Source organism: Lentilactobacillus diolivorans DSM 14421 (assembly GCF_001434255.1).
Classification (GTDB): Bacteria; Bacillota; Bacilli; order Lactobacillales; family Lactobacillaceae; genus Lentilactobacillus; species Lentilactobacillus diolivorans.
In genome coordinates this window covers 140,665-159,612 of the sequence record NZ_AZEY01000020.1, presented here as the reverse complement: position 1 = coordinate 159,612, position 18,948 = coordinate 140,665, and the positions used below count along the sequence as shown (strand labels likewise).

The window sequence follows — 18,948 nt, the reverse complement described above, 5'->3', positions numbered from 1 at the left end:
GATATGCAAAAAGTACCTGATATCGTGAAAAAAGATGATGATTATGAGTTCGGTTTCCATGACGACATTAAACCAGCTTTTTCAACGGGAAGGGGGCTGACTGAGGAAACTGTTCGTGAAATTTCTGCGGCCAAGCATGAACCTCAGTGGATGTTGGATTACCGGTTAAATGCATTCAAGATTTACCAGAAATTATCATTACCAAAATATGGTCCGGATCTGTCTCAACTTAATTTGAAAGATATGCATTATTACCAGAAAATGACGGATAAAAAATATCGGGATTGGAAAGATGTTCCCGATAATTTGAAAAAGACATTTGATCGACTTGGTGTTCCTGAGGCCGAGAGAAAATATTTAGCCGGTTCCTCAGCTCAATATGAATCAGAAGTTGTTTATCATAATATGAAATCTGATTTTGAAAAATTAGGAATCATCTTTACGGATACAGATACGGCATTAAAAGAGTATCCGGAACTTTTTAGAAAGTGGTTCGGTAAACTTGTTCTACCAACTGATAACAAGTTTGCAGCCTTAAATGCCGCAGTTTGGTCAGGGGGTTCTTTTATTTATGTTCCTAAGGGAGTACAAACCAAAACACCAATTCAATCATATTTCCGACTGAATTCGGAAAATTCAGGACAATTTGAAAGAACGCTAATCATTGTTGATGAAGGTGCCAAGGTCGATTATGTTGAGGGATGTACTGCACCTAATTATTCTTCTGATAGTCTTCATGCTGCTGTTGTTGAAGTGAATGTTCTAAAAGATGCCTATTGTCGTTATACGACTATCCAAAATTGGTCGGATAATGTCTATAGTTTAGAAACCAAGCGGGCGGCTGCTTCAGAGAATGCAACGATGGAATGGGTAGATGGTAATTTAGGCTCAAAAGTAACGATGAAATATCCAAGTGTGTATTTGAATGGTGAGGGTGCAAAGGGAACCATGTTGTCAATTGCCGTGGCAAGTAATGGCATTCACCAAGATTCTGGGGCTAGAATGATTCACAATGCTAAAAACACTTCAAGTTCAATTGTTTCAAAATCAATCTCGAAAACGGGCGGATCGACTGATTACCGGGGCACAATTCGTTTTGGTAAACATTCTGATGGATCTAAAGCCCATGTTGAGTGTGATACGATTATTATGGATGATCAGTCATCATCCGATACAATTCCATATAATGAAATTTATAATTCAAATGTTTCTATGGAACATGAGGCAAAGGTTTCAAAAATATCTGAGGAACAATTGTATTATTTAATGAGCCGAGGAATTTCTGAAGCGAAGGCAACCGAGATGATTATTATGGGGTTTGTGGAACCATTCACTAAGCAGCTGCCAATGGAATATGCAGTAGAGTTAAACAGATTAATTAGTTTTGAAATGGAAGGATCAATCGGCTAATATTTGGTGTTTTAAAATTATGAAGAATAGGGGGTTATAGCGTGACAGAAAAGATGGCAAAAATTTCATCATCTCTAGAAGATCAGGTAATTAACAGTCTTGAGGAAGTTATTGATCCAGAATTGGGAGTTGACATTGTCAACTTAGGCCTGATATATCACGTTAGTGTTGTGGACCAAAAGTGTACGCTTTCAATGACATTAACAACGATGGGGTGTCCCGTGGGTAATTTATTAGCTGACAGTATTCGTCAAGCAGTTATCGCAGTTGAAGGGATCACAGCGTGTGACATTAAGTTGGTTTGGGAACCAGCATGGGATATTGGCAGAATGAGTCGGTACGCAAAAGTGGCACTAGGACTACACGAATAGGTGGGTTGGTCTAATGGATATTAGTGTTTTTATTAATCGCCGTAAGGAACTGAAATTATCACAGGTTAAATTGTCTGAAGGAATATGCACACAAGCAACGTTAAGCAAGTTTGAAAACAGTGATCAGGTTCCTTCATTATCGATCTTAAGTAAATTATGTGGGCGATTGGGAATCACCGTTGACATGCTCTATCAAGGGGAAGATGATCTTTCTAAAGTAAGAAAATCACTTGATATGATTGAAGGGCAACTGATGACTGAAGACTATCGGCGTGTTTTAAAGGGTTTATCAAAGATTAATATTTCTAAGGTCGAATCAATTCCCATTAGAATGCAATATTACTATCTACGAGGAATTTTAAATACGTTGATTAATCGAGATCCGGAAAAAGCACTGTTTGATTTTTCCCGAATTCTGAATGATTTGGATGAAAAACATCAAACCATTTTAACTCAGCTGGCGTTTGTGGGATCGGGTATCTTGTATTCCCGACGTCAAGATTATGAAGCAGCCCAGTTCTACTTCAATAAAGTTCGTCGTTATATCCAACATGTTTATTCAATGGACAAGGATGTCATGGAAAATAATTATGATCTACGAATATTAACATTAATTTACTTTACCAGCGAATTCTTTGCGATTAATGAAAATTATCCATTAAGCAACCAACTCATTAATACTGGATTGGCATTGTGTTCTGAGGACCACGTTACTTTTTACTTACCAAGGTTTAAATTTCTTGCTGCCGAAAATGCAATTAAAGAGCATCGCCCTCATGAAATGATTGATCGATTAATGGATGAGGCATTGGCGTTTGCACGAATTAACAATAATGAGGTCATTGAGGTTAAGGTTGCGGCATTAAGGAAAAAAACTGCGAATCAAAATGGTTAGCGTCCCCCAAAAAATAAACCAACCTAATATTCCGTAATTAGAATATCGGGTTGGTTTATATTAATTTCTGCACCCATTCGAAGTTAAAACTTTACTAGGTGGTGTTTGACAGCATAGTGAATCAAATCTACTTGGCCTTTTAATGATAACTTATGCATAATTTTAGCTTTATGGGCTTCAACGGTTTTAATTGAAATACAAAGTTTTTTAGCGATTTCTTTATTACCGTATCCAAGCGTAATTAGTGGGAAAACTTCTTTTTCTCGTTTGGAGAGAATATTATAACCTAATTTAATGGTGGTTAAACCATGACTGTTTATCCGTTCAATATCTCTTTCTGAAAGTAAGATGTTATGGTCAATATATTTTTTTCCTTTTGCGACAACATTTAAAGCGTTAATGAGTTCACAATTTGGGGAACTTTTCAGGATATAAGAATCAGCTCCGTTTTTAACGCAATCATTAATTAAATCTCGTTCCTCGTGTTTTGACAAAATAAAGATTGAAATATTAGGAAACGCCTCATGAAGACGTTTTATTTTTAGAACGCCGTTTTCTCCGGGCATGTCTAAACCGGTAATAACGATATTCACTTCATTCTGTTCAACTTGTCGAATGGTGTCGGCCCAACTAGAGGTTTGAGTAACCACCTTGAATTGATCTTGTTCATTAACGAGGTAGGTGACACCTGTTCTGATAATTTCATACTCATCTGATACAAGTACGTTATACATAATAAAACTTCCCCTTTAAATTTAGTTCAATTGTTGGCGATAAATGCACTTTTTATTAAGTGGAGATTAGTAATTTATCGCTAAGCAGGTAGTGTTAATACGGTAAGCGTTTACAAAATCTCTTTTAAAAAAGAATTGAAAATCGATAAACTTTCCCTAGTTGAAAAGCATTTTTGTAAGTTAAAAAATTCACTACTAGTATACCATAAATGAATTAGTACGGTTATGATAAAGAAATTAGAATCGCCAAAGAGATTAGAGTAAATTTTAACGAGGCTCTTAATGTTGCTATCAAAGGGGGAAGGCAACTGTCCTCTTTGTTAATATTGACAATTAGAACATTTTTTAATTCGAATTGATGAAAGAGAGATAAATATCAGGTATAATAAAATCAATAAGTTTGTTCAATTCTTTACAAGACGATATAGAATTAATGAGTCACATAGGGGAGTGACTTAATAATGAAGCGTGTTAGTAAAGAACTTTGGTTTTCATCTGTTGGGGTCGGGCTGTTCACCTTGTTTTATAGTCTGATCATGTCTTCATTTCAGTTGTGGATGGGAGCGGCTGCTTTTATATCTGCGTCATATTTTTTTGGAATTGGTTGCCCAGACGATAAATTATGGCGAATTATCGGCAGCTTTATCATGGGAATTATTTGGGCGTTGATTTCTTTTCAGTTGCTACAAATTCCTTTAATTTCCCAGTTATGGCCTTCTGCAATCATGTTTGGGTTAATGACATTTTTGGCCTTATTCTTGCAAGGAACGATTATGAAATTTACAATTGTCCCTTCATGGTTGATTGCGTGGGGGACATCAATGTTAATCATTTCGAATGTTGCGATTACGAATTGGCCGTTATTTATCGTTGAACTATTTTTATCATTACTAATGGGAATTTTTGTAATTGCGTATGGTTCGAATATTTTTAGTAAAGTCATGTTTAAACTATTTCCTAAAAAGAACCCCCAAAAATTGGTTGACCATTCAGTAACAGATCACGAAAAGAGTCGAGAGACAGAATAAATTTGATCAAAATAAACCTCACTGGCATTTGAAATCATTTGCCAGTGAGGTTTATTTTCATGAGTTGGATTATTTTTTGGCAATCACCAGTCCCTGCAAAAGATCATTTGTATCGTAGGGATGTTTTAAGTTAAAATTACGAATCACAATGCCAATTTCGTATTGATCATTTAATTTATTTCCAAAGTAACCATGATTCTTGAGAATCTCCCGAATCTTTGCTAACCGCTGGGGACTCGTCAGCGTGTTGGGTGTGTTCAAGAAGCGTTGCATGTCCGGCATAGATGAGATTTGTTGATAACTTTTCTCGCCAATGGCCAGACTGTTTCCTAATGCGTATTGACTCATCGGTTGGGTCACTTTGCTATTCGGAAACAATGCCAAGACTTGTCGGGTCAATCGTTGCGTGGGTGACTTCTGAATAAATTGTTGATATTCATTAGTGGTCATTAAATTGACAGTTACGTCACTAATCTTAGTGTAATTTGGATTATATCCCTTTTTTAAATAGCCCCGCCAGATATAGCCGCCTTTGACACTGTTATTTTTGGGAGAAATTCCCTGAACACGATAGCAAACAGCGTTTTTTCCGTTATGTTTGATCACGTATTGACGTGAAACTTGCCACGTTGTGTTGGGGTATTTTTTAATATTATGGCCAACTTTTGAATGATCAATCGTTTGCCAAACGTAACCGTTTTTTCCAGGATTTCTGGGGTGGTAGGCAACGTTAGCCATATAGGAACGCTTAACAATTTGATAATTGGTTTTTGCTTGAGCTAATTGTGGCGATTGACAGAAAATAATGCCAGCTAGCAAGAAACCAATCGTCATTGTGAGGAACGCATACTTTTTCACTTTTGAGAACTCCTTAAATTTACTGCGTTGAACTTGTTGAATCGTTCAGCTGCCTTAGTTCTGATAAGAGTTGCATTAACTGGGCATGATAGATGTCAGATCGTAAAGCCTGATTTTGCTCACTAAACCAGTATTGTTTAGCTGGGGCGACGTAATTTTCGGGAATCTGATATTTATTAGCGATTGATTGAAAAGTAGCCGGATTGTCAGCAGCTTGTTGTAGGCGATAAAGCGGTTCTTTTTGGATGATTTGAACAACTTGGGGACGAATCTCTTCAGGGAGTTTTGGTTCCACAACTTTAACTACAGTATTTTTGATTGGTTTATCTAAAATCGTATTGGTTCGCCGTTGCGCATCCCCCAACTCGTGAACCTGATGGCCGATATATAATGCACCAAATAAAATGACTAGTAAGACAATGATCAAAGCAATCAGTTTAGTATGTTTTGACTTTTGGTTCTTTTGATCGGATTGCTGCCGTTGCATGCGTGACGGCGTTTGGTTTTGCATGAAATTACCCCCTTTAATGCACATTGATTGTTTCAAGTATAACATTTTTCCTTGATCTACCGTTGCTGGAGTGGCATTGGAAGGCTTTATGTTCCGAGTCTGATGTATTTCTTAATGGAAAATCAATTATTTGATCGTTTTTTTAATAATAACCAGCCAACTATGAGACATAGAAGAATGACGGCACACTGGAACCAATTACTGTCAATGTTTTGATTGTGCATAATTGTCAGCAGATCCATCCAACCAAGGTTGGGATAGCCAAGACAGAGTGCAAAGTAAACGGTCGGTATGAGATAAGCAGTTGCTAATGATGTTTGAACGCTATCGCTGGCAAAGCTAAGAGATTAAATAAAAATAGCACTAACCAATCCCGCTTTTCGATTCAAAGCGAGAGTTGATTGGTGCTATTGAAGACAATTAAAATTGACCCGAAATTAATCACTAAACATTTCGACATTTTGCAGATACGTCATTTCATCAATTGAAATTCGTTGCTGGAGCTTTTCTGCCAGACTAGAATTAATTTTGCCGGAACTTAATGCATCTTGAATTAATTCATATTCGCTATGGAAGGCTCGCATAAACATTTGATAAACAATATCTGCATTAACATCTTTTCCGTGAATCCGACGATGACGAGTCCGATAAAATCGTTTAACCATGTTAGACTCGACACCATTGTCGGCATCTTTGGTTTTTAAGAAAGCCATGACGGCATCAAAGCCAACTTGCTCAATTGGCAAAATATCCTCGCCATGTTTCTGGAATTGTTCACGCCAGTAGACCTCTTCCAGGACGACCGGGGCGGTCAGAAAAGCATCTTGAGCCCGGCTCATATCTTTATATAACGTTCCAATGTGTAAACTAAATCGAATCCGTAAGAGAATGTTCTTCCAAATTTTTTCGTCAGCCGAAAAGTTGTTTAGCTGGAGAAACTTACCATAGTAAAATTGTTCATCCTTCGTAATTTTACCCTCATCATACATTTTTTGAATAGCGGCTCTTTCAACTTGATGGCTCTCGCTCATTAATTGTCGACGCAATTTAAGATTGGGAGCGGCGTCTAAAACCAATTGCTGTTGCAAAGAATCAATCACAATTTGAGCTTCTTCTGGATACTCTTTTTCCTTAACCAGATCAGTGATGGCAGCTTGAATCATACGACGAACCCAACGATATCTTGGTTGGGCCGCATCCTGACTTGGTAACAATAATGGCACAAAAATAGTTGGCATAATGAGACTAATGAGAATCACAACAGCTGCTAAGAAGATTAGCGGACCGCGAAATTCAAATGGTTGGCCATTAACGACTGTTGGAATTGAAAATGCCAAAGAGAGTGTAATCGTTCCATTGGCGCCACTAAAGGCCATTACCAGACTATCACGCCACTCACGGTTGGTTTGAACACGCCGCTTAATCATGTAGCGGCTCCAAACTAGACGAATAACCCCTTTGACAAAATAAATCAGAAGGCCAATTCCAATTAGTTTGTAGATGCCGAAGTTGGGGTTGGGTGACTGATGCATTGCGGTAATAACTTCAGGTAACGAAAGCCCCAGTAAAACAAAAACCATCCCGGATAACATCCCTGAGACAATTTCCCAAACATTGCTGGTAATCAATTGCATCCGCGACGAGGTTAACCGAAGCTTCTCACGCTCAGACCCTTGAACGAGTCCAGCGGCAACAACGGCTAAGATTCCTGATAGGGCCAGCTTCTCAGCAAGGAGATAAACCAGGAATGGTGACAGTAGTTGAATGAGAACCATGATGAGTGGGGTATCGTCATTGTATCGGATTAAAATTAACCGGGCACTTACGATCAACACCCCAATTAGACTTCCAAACAATAGGCCACCTAAAAATTCCCATAAAAATGTTCCGATTGCCACTTCCATCGAAAATGTGCCCGAAATAAAGGCGGTTAGTGACATATCAAAGATCACAATACCGGCAGCGTCATTAAATAGTGATTCATGTTGCAAAATGCCAGCTTGTTCTTCAGTAACCGGATTTGACTCAAAGATGGAATTGACTGCGGAAGCATCCGTTGGTGTGACAATTGCCAGTAACGCAAAAGCCAAACTGATTGGCATGATTGCATAGACCAGATGCAGGCCAAAACCAACAACCAAGACACTGACAATGACTAGACCAACCGCCAGCGATAAAATATTAGTAATTGAGCGGCCAATCCACAAGCGCGAGCTGTTTTGGGCTTCATTGAACAGCATTGGTGCAATGACGGCCAGTGCAAACGTCGATGGGTCAAGATTAAAGTTGTTATAAACTGGTAATCCTGCTAATAAAATGCCCAGAAAAATTAAGAAAAACGGCAGCGGTATTTTGGTGATGTGACGCGCTAAAATGTTGGCCAGCACGACAGCTGCAAAAATAATTGCCAGAAGTAATACTTCATCCATTTGGGCATCCCCCTTTCTGGTTTCTTAACGGTCCTAGTTTAGCACTTACAAGTCTAAAAGGTGCTGGGGAGCACTTGGCCGATTACAGGTTGAAATCGATAACCGATTTTGACGACAAAAAAATGGCGAGCCGCTTCGACCTTCTGAACGCTCTCGCGCCGATCGTTACGAACTCACCGTGGTTTGGCACCGCTAAGCAGTATAGCATGAAACTGCCTAGGATGACAAGAGGAAAACTGATAGAATCAGTTTTGTCAATTAGTTATTTGTTTATTAAATTGTGTAAAATTCGGATTTTTAAAGCTGAATTTGCTAGCTTGTTAGCCAGTTGCCTACAAAAGGGGACCAGTTTGGCCAGTTAATGCAGCAGATTGCCAGTTATCCCAAGTGATATGCTTATATGAGGCATCCCAGAAATACCATTCAAGTAGGCAACTTTTTAGAAAGGTTGCTTTGGCTTGTTGCTGTTCTCTAATCGACGCTTTTTCAGCTTCCTGATCAATGATTTCAAAAAATTGTTGAATGAAGCCGGTTGGCCCTAAGAAGTCTTGGTTGCCAAGAGTTAAGAAGCTCCGGAAAGGTTCCTGGTCGACTCTGGTTTGATGCTTTAGATATTTACCGAGTTCAATGTATAGCCATTCACCAGCAGCGAAGGATGGCAGAATTTGCAAAACACTGTGGGTTTGAATGGTTGCTGCCATATGCTGACGATATAATTGATTGATTGGCTGGATTGGTGTCCATTTAAGACTTTTCCAATCGTGTGGCATCGAATCTGGTTCTCGTTTTAACCAGTCGCGTAGCATGTTCAATTGTAAGGTTAATCGTTTATGAAATAATTGGACTTGATCTGTTGTGGTGCCATAATTGATAAGTGCGTTGATCACAGCCACTTCGTTGTATTCAAAAGCAATATCTTGTTCATCGTAGTAACGAAGTTGTTGAGGCGATAATGTGCCATTGATGATTCCCTGAACGAATGGATGCTTTTCATTTGCAGTTAAGTAAGGTTGAGCTTCAGTGATCATTTCTTCAGATAGTGACATAAAAAGTCCTCCTAAGATTTCGTAAGAGGGGGCCAACTTAAGCAAAAGAAAAGTCCACTTAAAAATCAAGCGGACTGGTAGTGCCTGATCTTCCTTCGACAGTATTAACTGCATCAGGTTCAATGGGTATTTCTCAGCCATTTGGGCACCCCAGATCACGAAATCATATTATTTTTGTTTTAATTATAACAGTTGGCTGGTGGATGACAACATTGAGTAACAATCCAAATATTTTAATGATGATGGCAAGGCTCGTTAAGGTTTAACGATGAAAAAAGAACTATCAACTTGACAGATATTTACTTTTGCCGTGTCAATCAAATCAAATTGAGAATGACCAAAGTTGTACTGAAAACATTTGAAAATCCATGAATGAGCCAGCTGGGAATAATTGAGCCGTTTGCCAACCTTTCATCAATGTAGCATAGCAAAAAACCAATCACGCTGGTAAAAGTAAACACGATGATGACGACACTGATGGTGGCGATGGGTGCAAAAAAGACAACGTGGAGTGCGCCAAACAACAATGATTGAATGATATTACCTATTACAAACCCCAAGTGGGAAATTAATCGTTTTGCTAAAAAGCCTCGAAACAGAATTTCTTCCGCGAGACCGGTCTGGAAAAAGGCATAGAGGATGATACTAATGACAGTCGGAAAATTAAAGTTTGTAAACTTGGTGCTCGCCAAAACTGAAGAACTGGGCAGTGTTTGAAAAACAAAATAGCCAGTGCTACAAAATAACATCAGTGCAACAAGACTAACCAAGCTTAAAGAGAGTTTAACGGGGATAACCTTTTTAATTCCGATCCATCCCAAAAATTTGTTCTGGCGATACCAAATCCACCACCAGATAAAAGGAATCAATATAAACAATCCTAACTGAATAATCGACGACAGTAACGAGCTAAATAAAAGAGTCATTTCATTCCCTCCTATGCCAAAAAAATAATTAAATGATTAATTAATATATTATATTTATTATAGCAGTAATCAGTTTGTTTGTAATTAAGAACACGCCATAATGCCATTTTTTAAAGTCATAAATGCGAGAATTGGGCTGGAATTTGCAAAAATACTCAAAAAAAGGACCAGAAATAAGTCATCGCGGCTTTTCCTGATCTGTTTTAACTGAGAGATTGATATTAAATTTCTTGATTAGCCCTTATTCGCTTGCCAAATTCAGTTTCATCAAAATGGTCAATCACGTTTTTAAGATCCGAACGGGTGAGACTGGCACCAAACAAGGCACTGCCAGGTTCGGTCATGATGCCGTCTGCCAAATGATAGTGAACAACCGTATCAAATCCCATGCTGTCAACGAACTTGGCAACTTGATCCACAGCTTCCGGATTGTCGCCGGTCACAAATAGGGCTTTGCGGTTCTCTGTGCCTGCAGGTCGGGCTTCTTCCTGAAGATTATGGTAACCCATGTGATTAAAAGTTTTGACGATCGTACTTTTATTAAAATATTTTTGAACCTGTTCGCTGGATGTTGATAACGGATCCAAGACTTCTTCGCGAATGCCATCCGTTTCCCACCAGTAATTCATCGCATCGATGACCAATTTGCCCTTAAGCAGTTTGGGATTAATATTTTTGTAACGGCTGAGGGGAATCGCTAAAATGATCAAGTCACTTTTGCTAATTACCCCCTGATTGGTAGCCGCCGTGGCGCCCGGGACCAACGTGTCGATGGTTAACGCAATTTTTTGAACGGATCCTGATCCGGAAATTCTAACGTTGTAATGAGCTGCTAAGGCCAATTGTGCCAAAACAATGCCAACTTTTCCTGCTCCCAGGATGCCGACGGTTTTAATTTCACTCATTATGAGACCACCTCTTTAGTTAAAATTTCTTTAACCCGTGGAATCACTTTCGTTGCGTAAAGCTCAATCATTCGTTCTCGTTGAGCAGCTGTTTGGTTGCCAGCACCATAAACAAGATCAAAACGACCAAGATCAAGTAGTTTAATCGTCCGGGCAATCCGTTGCGCAACGTGTTCCGGATTACCAACATAGAATGACCCTGACTTGGTTTCACCGTCAAACTGCTCGCGACTCATTGGTGCCCAACCACGGGTTAAACCAATCCGGTCAAAGTTGGCCTTAATATTTTTCCAAGCAACGGCCACAGCTTGCTCCTCATCGTCAGCGATAAAGCCATGGGAATGAACTGCAATTGGTTGAATCGGCATTTTATATTGAGCGGCCGCTTTCTTATACAAATCAATGTAGGGCACGAAACGATCGGCTTGGCCGCCAATGATTGCTAGGATCACTTTGTAGCCATATCTAGCGGTTCTGATAATGGATTCGGGTGAGCCACCAATGCCGATGTAAGTCTCCAAGCCAGCATAGTCAGTTTTAGGATAAACGTCCTGATCTTTAAGCGACGGTGTAAATTTACCATGCCAGGTGATTGGCTTTTCTTTGATCAGTTGGCTATATAGTTCAAGCTTTTCATTAAATAAGTCATCATAATCAGTTAAATCATACCCAAATAGTGGAAATGATTCTGTGAAGGAGCCACGGCCAAGCATCACTTGTGCGCGACCGTTTGAGAGGCCTTCAAGAGTTGCGAAGCGTTCGTATACCCGGATTGGGTCATCAGAACTCAAGACTGTAACGGCGGTTGCTAGTTTAATATTTTGAGTAACGGAAGCGATTGCACCCAGTACAACCTCTGGACTTGAGACACTATAATCTGGTCGGTGGTGTTCACCAACGCCGATTACATCAATACCTAATTTATCAGCTAGCTCGCCTTCCTTAACAATTTGGCGGATTGACTGACCTGCTGTTAAGAGGCTGCCGTCTTCAGCTGAAACAATGTCACCAAAGGTTTCAATGCCGAACTGTAAATTATTTACGTTGACCATGTTGTTCCTCCCTTGCTTACTTTTAGTAAGTTTAATATCAATATATTATAGATTGATGGGGAAAGCAACTAAATAGATGGGGTGAGAGTAACCTAGATCGGTATCTGAACAAAATATTGGGTTAGATTTTAGCTACAGGAGGTATTAATGACAATGAGAAAATATGTTTTTATTTGTACATTATTTAATTCCATTGGATTAAGTTAAATGGTGATTACATATAGCTCTGATAGCTCTGAGTTTCCATTTTTCACCAATACAGAGACAACATTGCGTTGGTGAAAAGGAGGGATAACTTTAACACGGGATGGACTATTTGATTTGCTGTAAGGCAATATCATACGATCCATACGTTATTTTGGGTATTGCGTTTCCCAATCAGGCAGAATGTTCTCTTGGATTTGTTTGAAAGCTGAAAATGTTTTTAATTGTAATCCTAATTTGGGGGTTGTATTCTCTAATTGTGAAGCATTGATTAGGCACATAACGGCTTCACAATTTGTTAACACAGATCGCCAACAATATTAAGCCGCTCTAAGTATGTCTTAGGGTGGCTTAATTTATGCATTAAAATGCGTCGCTTTTCTTGTAGATAAAAATAAAAGTGATAATCTTACCTTGTCGTAAGGAAAGTTCCTTGCGATCTTGATACGCATGAGGTCTTCCGTCCCCCCCAACGGGAGACTTTTTATTTTCAAATTAACGAAAGCGCTTTATAATAATGCTGTAAAATAAATAGATTTCGGATTAAGAGACTTTTTGGTCTGGGGGTATCTTGATTGAGGGGGAAACATAATGACAAATAATTCGAATAACTGGTCAACTGATCTTGAAAAAGCTAAGGCCGTCATTAATAGTGATTTGAGCCTGGTAGAGATTTCTCAATTAACCGGCATTGATATTGCTTCGCTTTCGGGATACGATGCAGACCAAAAAAGCCTTAATTGTGCGAGTTGGACAACAATCAACAAATTGGCACAACTGTGGCAAGTGAGCCAAATAACTGCAACTCAAGTAAATACGCCGGCCTTTTTCTATTTTGTTAGTATGCTGAGCGATTGGTTTGAGAGTGTTAAAAGAAATAATACTGATGGTCCGTTAAAAGATGTTTTGGATTCCTTAAGCAAAATGGTTATGTCAAATCCGGCCGTGATGTATGAACTATTTAAAGTTTTCGATGAAAATGGATTGAGAAAAAATAGCAATTTAAAAGGGGCAGCAAAAGACAATCAAAGCTATAGAGTGTTTAAAAAGAAGCTTGACAATAGTTTTCAGGCTAGTTTAGAAAGTCTTCCGGCTGCTCAAACTAATCAAAATGGTGTCCCTAAAGACTGGCAGATGGTCAAAGTATTCGAAAGAATATACAGCAATATCATTCAGGATCCGACAGAAATTTCCAATTTAAAAAAGATTTATGAAGAATATTGATATTATTTTTAAGTTTGATTTTTAAATCTGTGACGAGGAGAATATGAAATCCAGCCACATATCTGGGGTGCAACTGTGTAAGGGAATGTATGTTTCTGGGAATAAACTAATTAATAAATTCTAGAGTAAAAATGAAGCCCTTTAATCTGAAAAATGAGTTGAGGGTCTTTTTGCTGTCTGATATACTCATAATATTCTATTTATGGAAGGATATTATGAAAAAGTATTTGTTAGAGGGGACACTCCTAATTACTATGATCTTAGGGAGCAGTTTGTTCACTCAATCGGAAGCTTCTGCTAGCCATGCATATTCAACGATGCCTATATCTTTTAGAAAAACTTGGTATCATTATGAGGGACACAGCAATTATAGTAAGTTAGTTTTTTCAAAGCACAGAATGTCATACACCGAAAAGATTGAAGGGCATATTGTACATTCGTCCAATAAAGTTAAAGTATATAAATTATCCAATGGATGGTGGCAAGTATATGGAGCTAATCAAACTGCTGGAGCTGGTAACAATTACAAAGTAGCATACTCAACAGTTGGTGGCAAAAAACGGTTAACAATGTTTAACTATTACGGTTATCAGAAAAATGAAATTGGACATTACTATACTTCAAAGGTGGCACATTATTAACAACTCATTCACACAACCTGTCAATTATTAATTGAAATAAATTCAAATCTGCATTCTTCCACAAAAAGAAATAACAATCATGGTGATAAAATAAAAAATCGCCAGATAAAATCACATGATAGTCTTTACTTTTATATTCGCAATGCATAAAAAAATACCCTCCTTCATGATGTCTAATAATTAGATGCGTGAAAGAGGACTATTTTGTTTTTAAACAGCAAAATATAAAATTATAACTAAATATACAAAAAAGCTAACCGATTTCTCGATTAGCTTTCATCCGCCCCGGGGCTATAGTATTTTGTGCTAACTTTTACTGCAAGCGAGTGACAGTCAGTGACAATTAAGAAAATCAAGAATGCCTTTATATCAGCATTTTGACATCTTACAGTATCTCCTGAAACCCTATCAATGGAGTCGGCGGGAGTCGAACCCGCGTCCGAGCATATCGCCACCTAGACCTCTACGTTCATAGATCTATTATTTGAATTTCACCATTTGAAACGCCACAAATCAAGGCAACCACAGATGGCTAACCTGATTGGTCTCTTCAGTTGACTTCAGGTGGGAGCCAACCGCGTGAGCCCACTAAATTTAAGACCCAGATCTAACCCATGGGCGAGATTAGGAGGATCTACGTTAAGCGCTTATTAGGCAGCTAAAGCGTAAGAATTGTTATTATTTTTTGCAGTTATAATTTAAACTGGACGGATTAACGTGACGCCGCACGGAACGCAGTCCAAGCTCAACCTATACCCGTCGAATCCTTAACGACCCCGTATAGATACATAATGTATTGTATCATACATCGACTAGGGTTAGAAGTAATTAGATTAGATCATAGTGTTTAAGACCATTCACGATACCGTGGTCGGTATTTTTAGTGGTAATAAACTCCGCATATTCTTTGACTGCAGGGAGCCCATTGCCCATAACAACTGCATGATCAACGTATTCGAGCATGGGAATATCATTATTGCCATCACCAAAGCCATAAGTCGGAATGCCTTCAAGATGGGCATTCTTGATTAATTCTTGAATGCCGCGTTTCTTTGAGCCGTCTTTAACAACAACATCCATACTAAAAGGTGTATTTCGGTAGAAGGTCAGCGTATCCTTGAAAGTATCAATATACTTTTGATCGCGGCCAACCGTGCTGACAACCATCATATAAATTTCGTTGTTCTTAATAAAGTCACGGGCACCGAGTGGTGGGATTCGGGTGTTGATTGACTTGTAGTTACTTCGGGTATCGTCAGTAACGTAATCAATTCGAGCGCCTTCATTATTCATCACCGTTGTTGTATCCTGATGGGGCTTTGCGAAGCCCATAAATTCTGTGATAATAGTTGGTTTAATGATTGCTTTATAAACTGGTTGGTTCTCAAAAATAACATAGTCGCCATTTGCGGAAACAACCGTATCAATCCCAGTGACCGCCAATGTCTCTGGAATTTCGAAAATGTTTCGGCCGGTTGAGATGACGGGTAAAACATTATTTTGTTTCAATTGGTGCATGGCGTCTGCAACTTCAGGGTCAACGCGTGTTTGCTCATTAAATAATGTGTGGTCTAAATCGAAAAAAGTAATTGCTTTATACATGAATTAAAACCATCCTATCCTAAAAGTGGTTGATAATAAAACCAACACTATAATATCATAACAATCTTTCTTGTTTTCAAGCAAGTTTCTCATTTTCTTGGTAAAATAGAATACATATGAGGTGAGACGAAATGGAAAAAACAACCATTGCCAACGAAAGAACCAAACGTTTTTTCGTTCGATTACGAAGAATTCCAGGTGAACACTGGTATTTAGCAACTGATAGTGAAAAAAATGTGGATTCCAGTGATCGAACCAAAATTCCTGATGATCTTAAAACTCAGGATTTTTTAATTGATCAAATCAGTTTTTTTAATAAACAAATTTGGTATCATTTTTCCTGTGAAGGGTTATCAGGATGGCTGCCAAAGCGAAATATTCGCAAAACTTTTCGGAGACTGGACGTCGAGCCCATTAAACAAGCAACTCAGGCTGATATCGATAATCAGTGTGCGGCCCTTAAAATGTTGTTGCGGGATGCCGGTAGCCAAATTTCCGATCAGGCATTAAAGCAAGCTGTGCAAAAGTGGCGTGATTCAGCTGAACCATTGATTGGGTTACGAGATTTGATTATTTCAGAAACTCATTCGATTAAGGACTTAAACCGAGTAGACTTTCGCCAGCTTAATAAACAGCTGCTTCGTCGTCGGCCAATCGTTGTGCGAGTTGCTGGAGTTGATAATTTGAAATCCAGTTTTATTATTTTAACAGGATTTAACCGCAAACTATACTATTACAACGATCCGTGGACTGGCCGCTTGGAATCGGTTTCGCAGAATCATCTTAAGAAACATTGGCACCACGGCAATTTAGAAGCGATTAGCTATTAAAAGTGGGGGTTACAAAACAAATGAAATTACTAATGATTGAAGATAATAAATCTGTTTCAGAGATGATGCAGATGTTTTTCCAAAAAGAGGGCTGGGATGTCTCGTTTGCTTATGATGGCATTGAAGCCGTTGACATGTTCAATGAGGATCCAGATAGTTGGGACATGATTACGTTGGACTTGAATTTGCCCAAAAAAGATGGCATGGAAGTCGCCAAGGAAATCCGGCAAAAGTCCAAAACAGTGCCAATTATCATGTTAACTGCTCGGGATTCAGATAGTGATCAGGTTTTAGGATTTGAAATGGGTGCTGACGACTATGTTACTAAGCCGTTTTCACCAATCACCCTGGTTGCGCGAATCAAAGCACTTCAACGCAGAGCTCATGCTGAGAAGCAAGCTGATTCGGAGTCAGGCGCCGAAAAGCTGGATGACGGCATTATTACGACCGATCACTTTAAGCTTAATAGTAACACCCGTGAGGCATACTTGGACGGAAAAATGATTCCAGAACTAACGCCTAAAGAATTTGAACTGCTTAAAACGTTGGCTCAAAAACCGCGTCAGGTCTTCTCCCGTGAGCAATTACTTGAGTTGGTTTGGGGATATGATTATTACGGTGACGAGCGAACAGTTGATGCTCATGTCAAAAAATTACGACAAAAAGTTGAACGGGTCGGTTCTCAGGTGATTCAAACCGTTTGGGGTGTTGGTTACAAATTTGATGATAGTGAAGTGGATAATCAACAATGAAGATGATTTATCAGCAACTTCTGTCATTCTTTCTAGTCATTGCGGTGACCATCCTATTGTTGGGCTTTTCATTTTCTAGAATGTCTAAAACGTTTGTGTATGATAATACTTGGCGAAACTTGGAAAAATATTCGGATAGTTTGGTTCAGCAATCGCTCACCATCAACTCAAAGGGTCAAAATAAAATTTCGTTTGATGTCCCCACGCTTAAGACAACTGAAGCTTTATTAGAAAATCAATCGGTTCATTTTACGGTATTTAACCCTAAAAACCAAGTCATTTATCCAAATAACGGCATGTCACCCAAAATCACTAAAAATGACTGGAAACACTTACGTAAAGATCAGATTGTCAGAAAAGTAAACAATAAGAATTTTCGATTAACCAACGGAAAAACGCGACCAGCGATGATTGAGGTGCTGAAGCCCTATTATTATAAGAAGAAATTAGTTGCGGCAGTCAGTGCCGGTGCATTTATTTCTGATGTTAATTCTAATGTTGACCGAATTAACCGGGATTTGCTAAAGGGATTGGGTGTTTCGTTAATCATTTCAATGGTGATTAGCTTTTTCATTGCAAGTCGTTTAAATCGCCGAATCAGCCGATTACGGAACGCGGCCAATCAGGTTGCAAATGGTAATTATCAAATCAGAGTTAAAACCAGTGGTAAAGATGAAATTGGTGAACTGATTAACGATTTTAATCATATGACGGAATCGTTGGATAAAGCTGATAAGGAAATTCAACGTCAAGAGGAACGTCGCCAGGAATTTCTAGCTGATGCTGCCCATGAGATGCGGACACCGTTAACGACGATCTCAGGGATTCTTGAGGGTATTAAGTACGATGTCATTCCGCAAGAATCTCGAACAAAATCAATTGATTTGATGAGTAGTGAAACGCAACGGTTAATCCGTTTAGTAAATGAGAATCTGGATTATGAAAAAATTCGCTCAAATTCAATTCAGTTGGATAAACGTCACTTTAATGCGACTCAAGTTTTAAATAATTTAGTTGAGCAACTAGAAAATAAGGCTGCGGAGTCAAAGGATAAGATTGACCTGCATGCGCCTAAGGATCTACCTATTTACGCCGATTACGATCGGTTTGTCCAAATCGTTTTTAATATCACTAATAATGCCATCCAGTTTACTGATAAGGGAACGATTACAATTACTGGTGAACGTGGGTATAACGAGACGATCGTTCGGGTTGCTGATACCGGCATTGGGATGACAGATGCCCAGCAGAAGAATATATTTGAACGGTATTACAAGGCCGATGCCTCCAGACGAAGTGGTAAGTATGGTGAATCCGGCCTTGGTCTGGCAATCGTCCACCAATTGGTTAAGCAGCACGGGGGTAATATTACTGTTGAGTCTGCACCTGGAAAGGGCACGACATTTACAGTTATTATTCCAGACCAGACGAAAGCGGAGAAACAAAAAGATGAACAATCTGCGGATGCTGATCAAAATTAGTGTTTATTTTTTGGAAGAACTAAAAAAGTCAGCGGTTGAGGTAAGATGT

18 protein-coding genes, 1 other RNA gene and 1 riboswitch are annotated in these 18,948 nt (G+C 38.9%); of the genes, 9 read left to right on the top strand and 10 right to left on the bottom strand.

Features of this window, described 5'->3' with window-relative positions; all coding sequences use genetic code 11:
* Positions 1-3 precede the first annotated feature (3 nt).
* The 3 genes from sufB to FC85_RS02135 are packed head-to-tail and all read left to right on the top strand — an operon-like array spanning position 4 to position 2,676.
* A complete protein-coding gene (sufB, locus tag FC85_RS02145; RefSeq protein WP_057863924.1) occupies positions 4-1,410 on the top strand; it encodes a Fe-S cluster assembly protein SufB in 1,407 nt (468 codons plus the stop codon).
* A 53-nt stretch (positions 1,411-1,463) separates the two neighbouring features.
* Positions 1,464-1,781, top strand: coding sequence for a metal-sulfur cluster assembly factor (locus FC85_RS02140; protein WP_057863995.1), 318 nt, complete (start codon positions 1,464-1,466; stop codon positions 1,779-1,781).
* 13 nt (positions 1,782-1,794) lie between these two features.
* Entirely contained in the window at positions 1,795-2,676 is an 882-nt protein-coding gene (locus FC85_RS02135; RefSeq protein WP_057863923.1) for a helix-turn-helix domain-containing protein, read from the top strand.
* Between the two features lie 83 nt (positions 2,677-2,759).
* Here FC85_RS02135 and FC85_RS02130 read toward each other — a convergent pair whose 3' ends face one another.
* Positions 2,760-3,410, bottom strand: a complete 651-nt coding sequence (locus tag FC85_RS02130; protein ID WP_057863922.1) for a LuxR C-terminal-related transcriptional regulator — start codon at positions 3,408-3,410, stop codon at positions 2,760-2,762.
* 461 nt (positions 3,411-3,871) lie between these two features.
* Between FC85_RS02130 and FC85_RS02125 the strand changes: the two genes are divergently transcribed.
* Positions 3,872-4,438, top strand: coding sequence for a DUF1097 domain-containing protein (locus FC85_RS02125; protein WP_057863921.1), 567 nt, complete (start codon positions 3,872-3,874; stop codon positions 4,436-4,438).
* A 69-nt stretch (positions 4,439-4,507) separates the two neighbouring features.
* On the opposite strand, the gene FC85_RS02120 is transcribed toward FC85_RS02125, so the two are convergent.
* From FC85_RS02120 to FC85_RS02085, 7 genes are all read right to left on the bottom strand, one after another.
* Positions 4,508-5,296 carry a hypothetical protein gene (locus tag FC85_RS02120; RefSeq protein ID WP_057863920.1) on the bottom strand — a complete coding sequence of 263 codons (789 nt, stop codon included), beginning with the start codon at positions 5,294-5,296 and terminating at the stop codon, positions 4,508-4,510.
* 19 nt (positions 5,297-5,315) lie between these two features.
* Positions 5,316-5,807: a hypothetical protein gene (locus FC85_RS02115; protein WP_057863919.1), complete on the bottom strand. Its 492-nt coding sequence runs from the start codon at positions 5,805-5,807 to the stop codon at positions 5,316-5,318.
* A 437-nt stretch (positions 5,808-6,244) separates the two neighbouring features.
* Positions 6,245-8,236: a cation:proton antiporter gene (locus FC85_RS02110; protein WP_057863918.1), complete on the bottom strand. Its 1,992-nt coding sequence runs from the start codon at positions 8,234-8,236 to the stop codon at positions 6,245-6,247.
* A gap of 332 nt (positions 8,237-8,568) precedes the next feature.
* Positions 8,569-9,282, bottom strand: coding sequence for a TenA family protein (locus tag FC85_RS02105; RefSeq protein WP_057863917.1), 714 nt, complete (start codon positions 9,280-9,282; stop codon positions 8,569-8,571).
* Between the two features lie 73 nt (positions 9,283-9,355).
* Positions 9,356-9,445: riboswitch (TPP riboswitch) on the bottom strand.
* Positions 9,446-9,599: 154 nt separating this feature from the next.
* On the bottom strand, positions 9,600-10,208 hold the full coding sequence (locus FC85_RS02095; protein WP_057863915.1) for a CPBP family intramembrane glutamic endopeptidase: 609 nt from the start codon (positions 10,206-10,208) through the stop codon (positions 9,600-9,602).
* 221 nt (positions 10,209-10,429) lie between these two features.
* A complete protein-coding gene (locus FC85_RS02090) occupies positions 10,430-11,113 on the bottom strand; it encodes an NADPH-dependent F420 reductase (protein ID WP_057863914.1) in 684 nt (227 codons plus the stop codon).
* Positions 11,113-12,165 (bottom strand): LLM class flavin-dependent oxidoreductase, encoded by a 1,053-nt coding sequence (locus FC85_RS02085; RefSeq protein ID WP_057863913.1) that lies wholly within the window; start codon positions 12,163-12,165, stop codon positions 11,113-11,115. The genes FC85_RS02090 and FC85_RS02085 overlap by 1 nt, the downstream gene beginning before the upstream one ends.
* A 795-nt stretch (positions 12,166-12,960) precedes the next feature.
* Between FC85_RS02085 and FC85_RS02080 the strand changes: the two genes are divergently transcribed.
* Together FC85_RS02080 and FC85_RS02075 are read left to right on the top strand one after the other, a co-directional pair.
* Positions 12,961-13,593: a hypothetical protein gene (locus FC85_RS02080; RefSeq protein ID WP_057863912.1), complete on the top strand. Its 633-nt coding sequence runs from the start codon at positions 12,961-12,963 to the stop codon at positions 13,591-13,593.
* A 215-nt stretch (positions 13,594-13,808) separates the two neighbouring features.
* Positions 13,809-14,234: a hypothetical protein gene (locus FC85_RS02075; protein WP_057863911.1), complete on the top strand. Its 426-nt coding sequence runs from the start codon at positions 13,809-13,811 to the stop codon at positions 14,232-14,234.
* 409 nt (positions 14,235-14,643) lie between these two features.
* On the opposite strand, the gene ssrA is transcribed toward FC85_RS02075, so the two are convergent.
* Both ssrA and FC85_RS02070 read right to left on the bottom strand, forming a co-directional pair.
* Positions 14,644-15,012: a transfer-messenger RNA gene (ssrA, locus tag FC85_RS15345) on the bottom strand.
* 50 nt (positions 15,013-15,062) lie between these two features.
* The gene (locus tag FC85_RS02070) at positions 15,063-15,836 is read right to left on the bottom strand and encodes a Cof-type HAD-IIB family hydrolase (RefSeq protein ID WP_057863910.1); all 774 of its coding nucleotides are present in this window, start codon (positions 15,834-15,836) and stop codon (positions 15,063-15,065) included.
* 131 nt (positions 15,837-15,967) lie between these two features.
* Here FC85_RS02070 and FC85_RS02065 point away from each other — a divergent pair, with 131 nt between their 5' ends.
* Genes FC85_RS02065 through FC85_RS02055 form a run of 3 tightly spaced genes read left to right on the top strand, consistent with a single transcriptional unit; the run spans position 15,968 to position 18,899 of the window.
* Entirely contained in the window at positions 15,968-16,666 is a 699-nt protein-coding gene (locus FC85_RS02065) for a cysteine peptidase family C39 domain-containing protein (protein WP_057863909.1), read from the top strand.
* A 20-nt stretch (positions 16,667-16,686) separates the two neighbouring features.
* A complete protein-coding gene (locus FC85_RS02060; protein WP_057863908.1) occupies positions 16,687-17,418 on the top strand; it encodes a response regulator transcription factor in 732 nt (243 codons plus the stop codon).
* Positions 17,415-18,899, top strand: a complete 1,485-nt coding sequence (locus tag FC85_RS02055; protein WP_057863907.1) for a sensor histidine kinase — start codon at positions 17,415-17,417, stop codon at positions 18,897-18,899. Before FC85_RS02060 ends, FC85_RS02055 begins: the two co-directional genes overlap by 4 nt.
* The last annotated feature ends 49 nt before the right edge of the window (positions 18,900-18,948 follow it).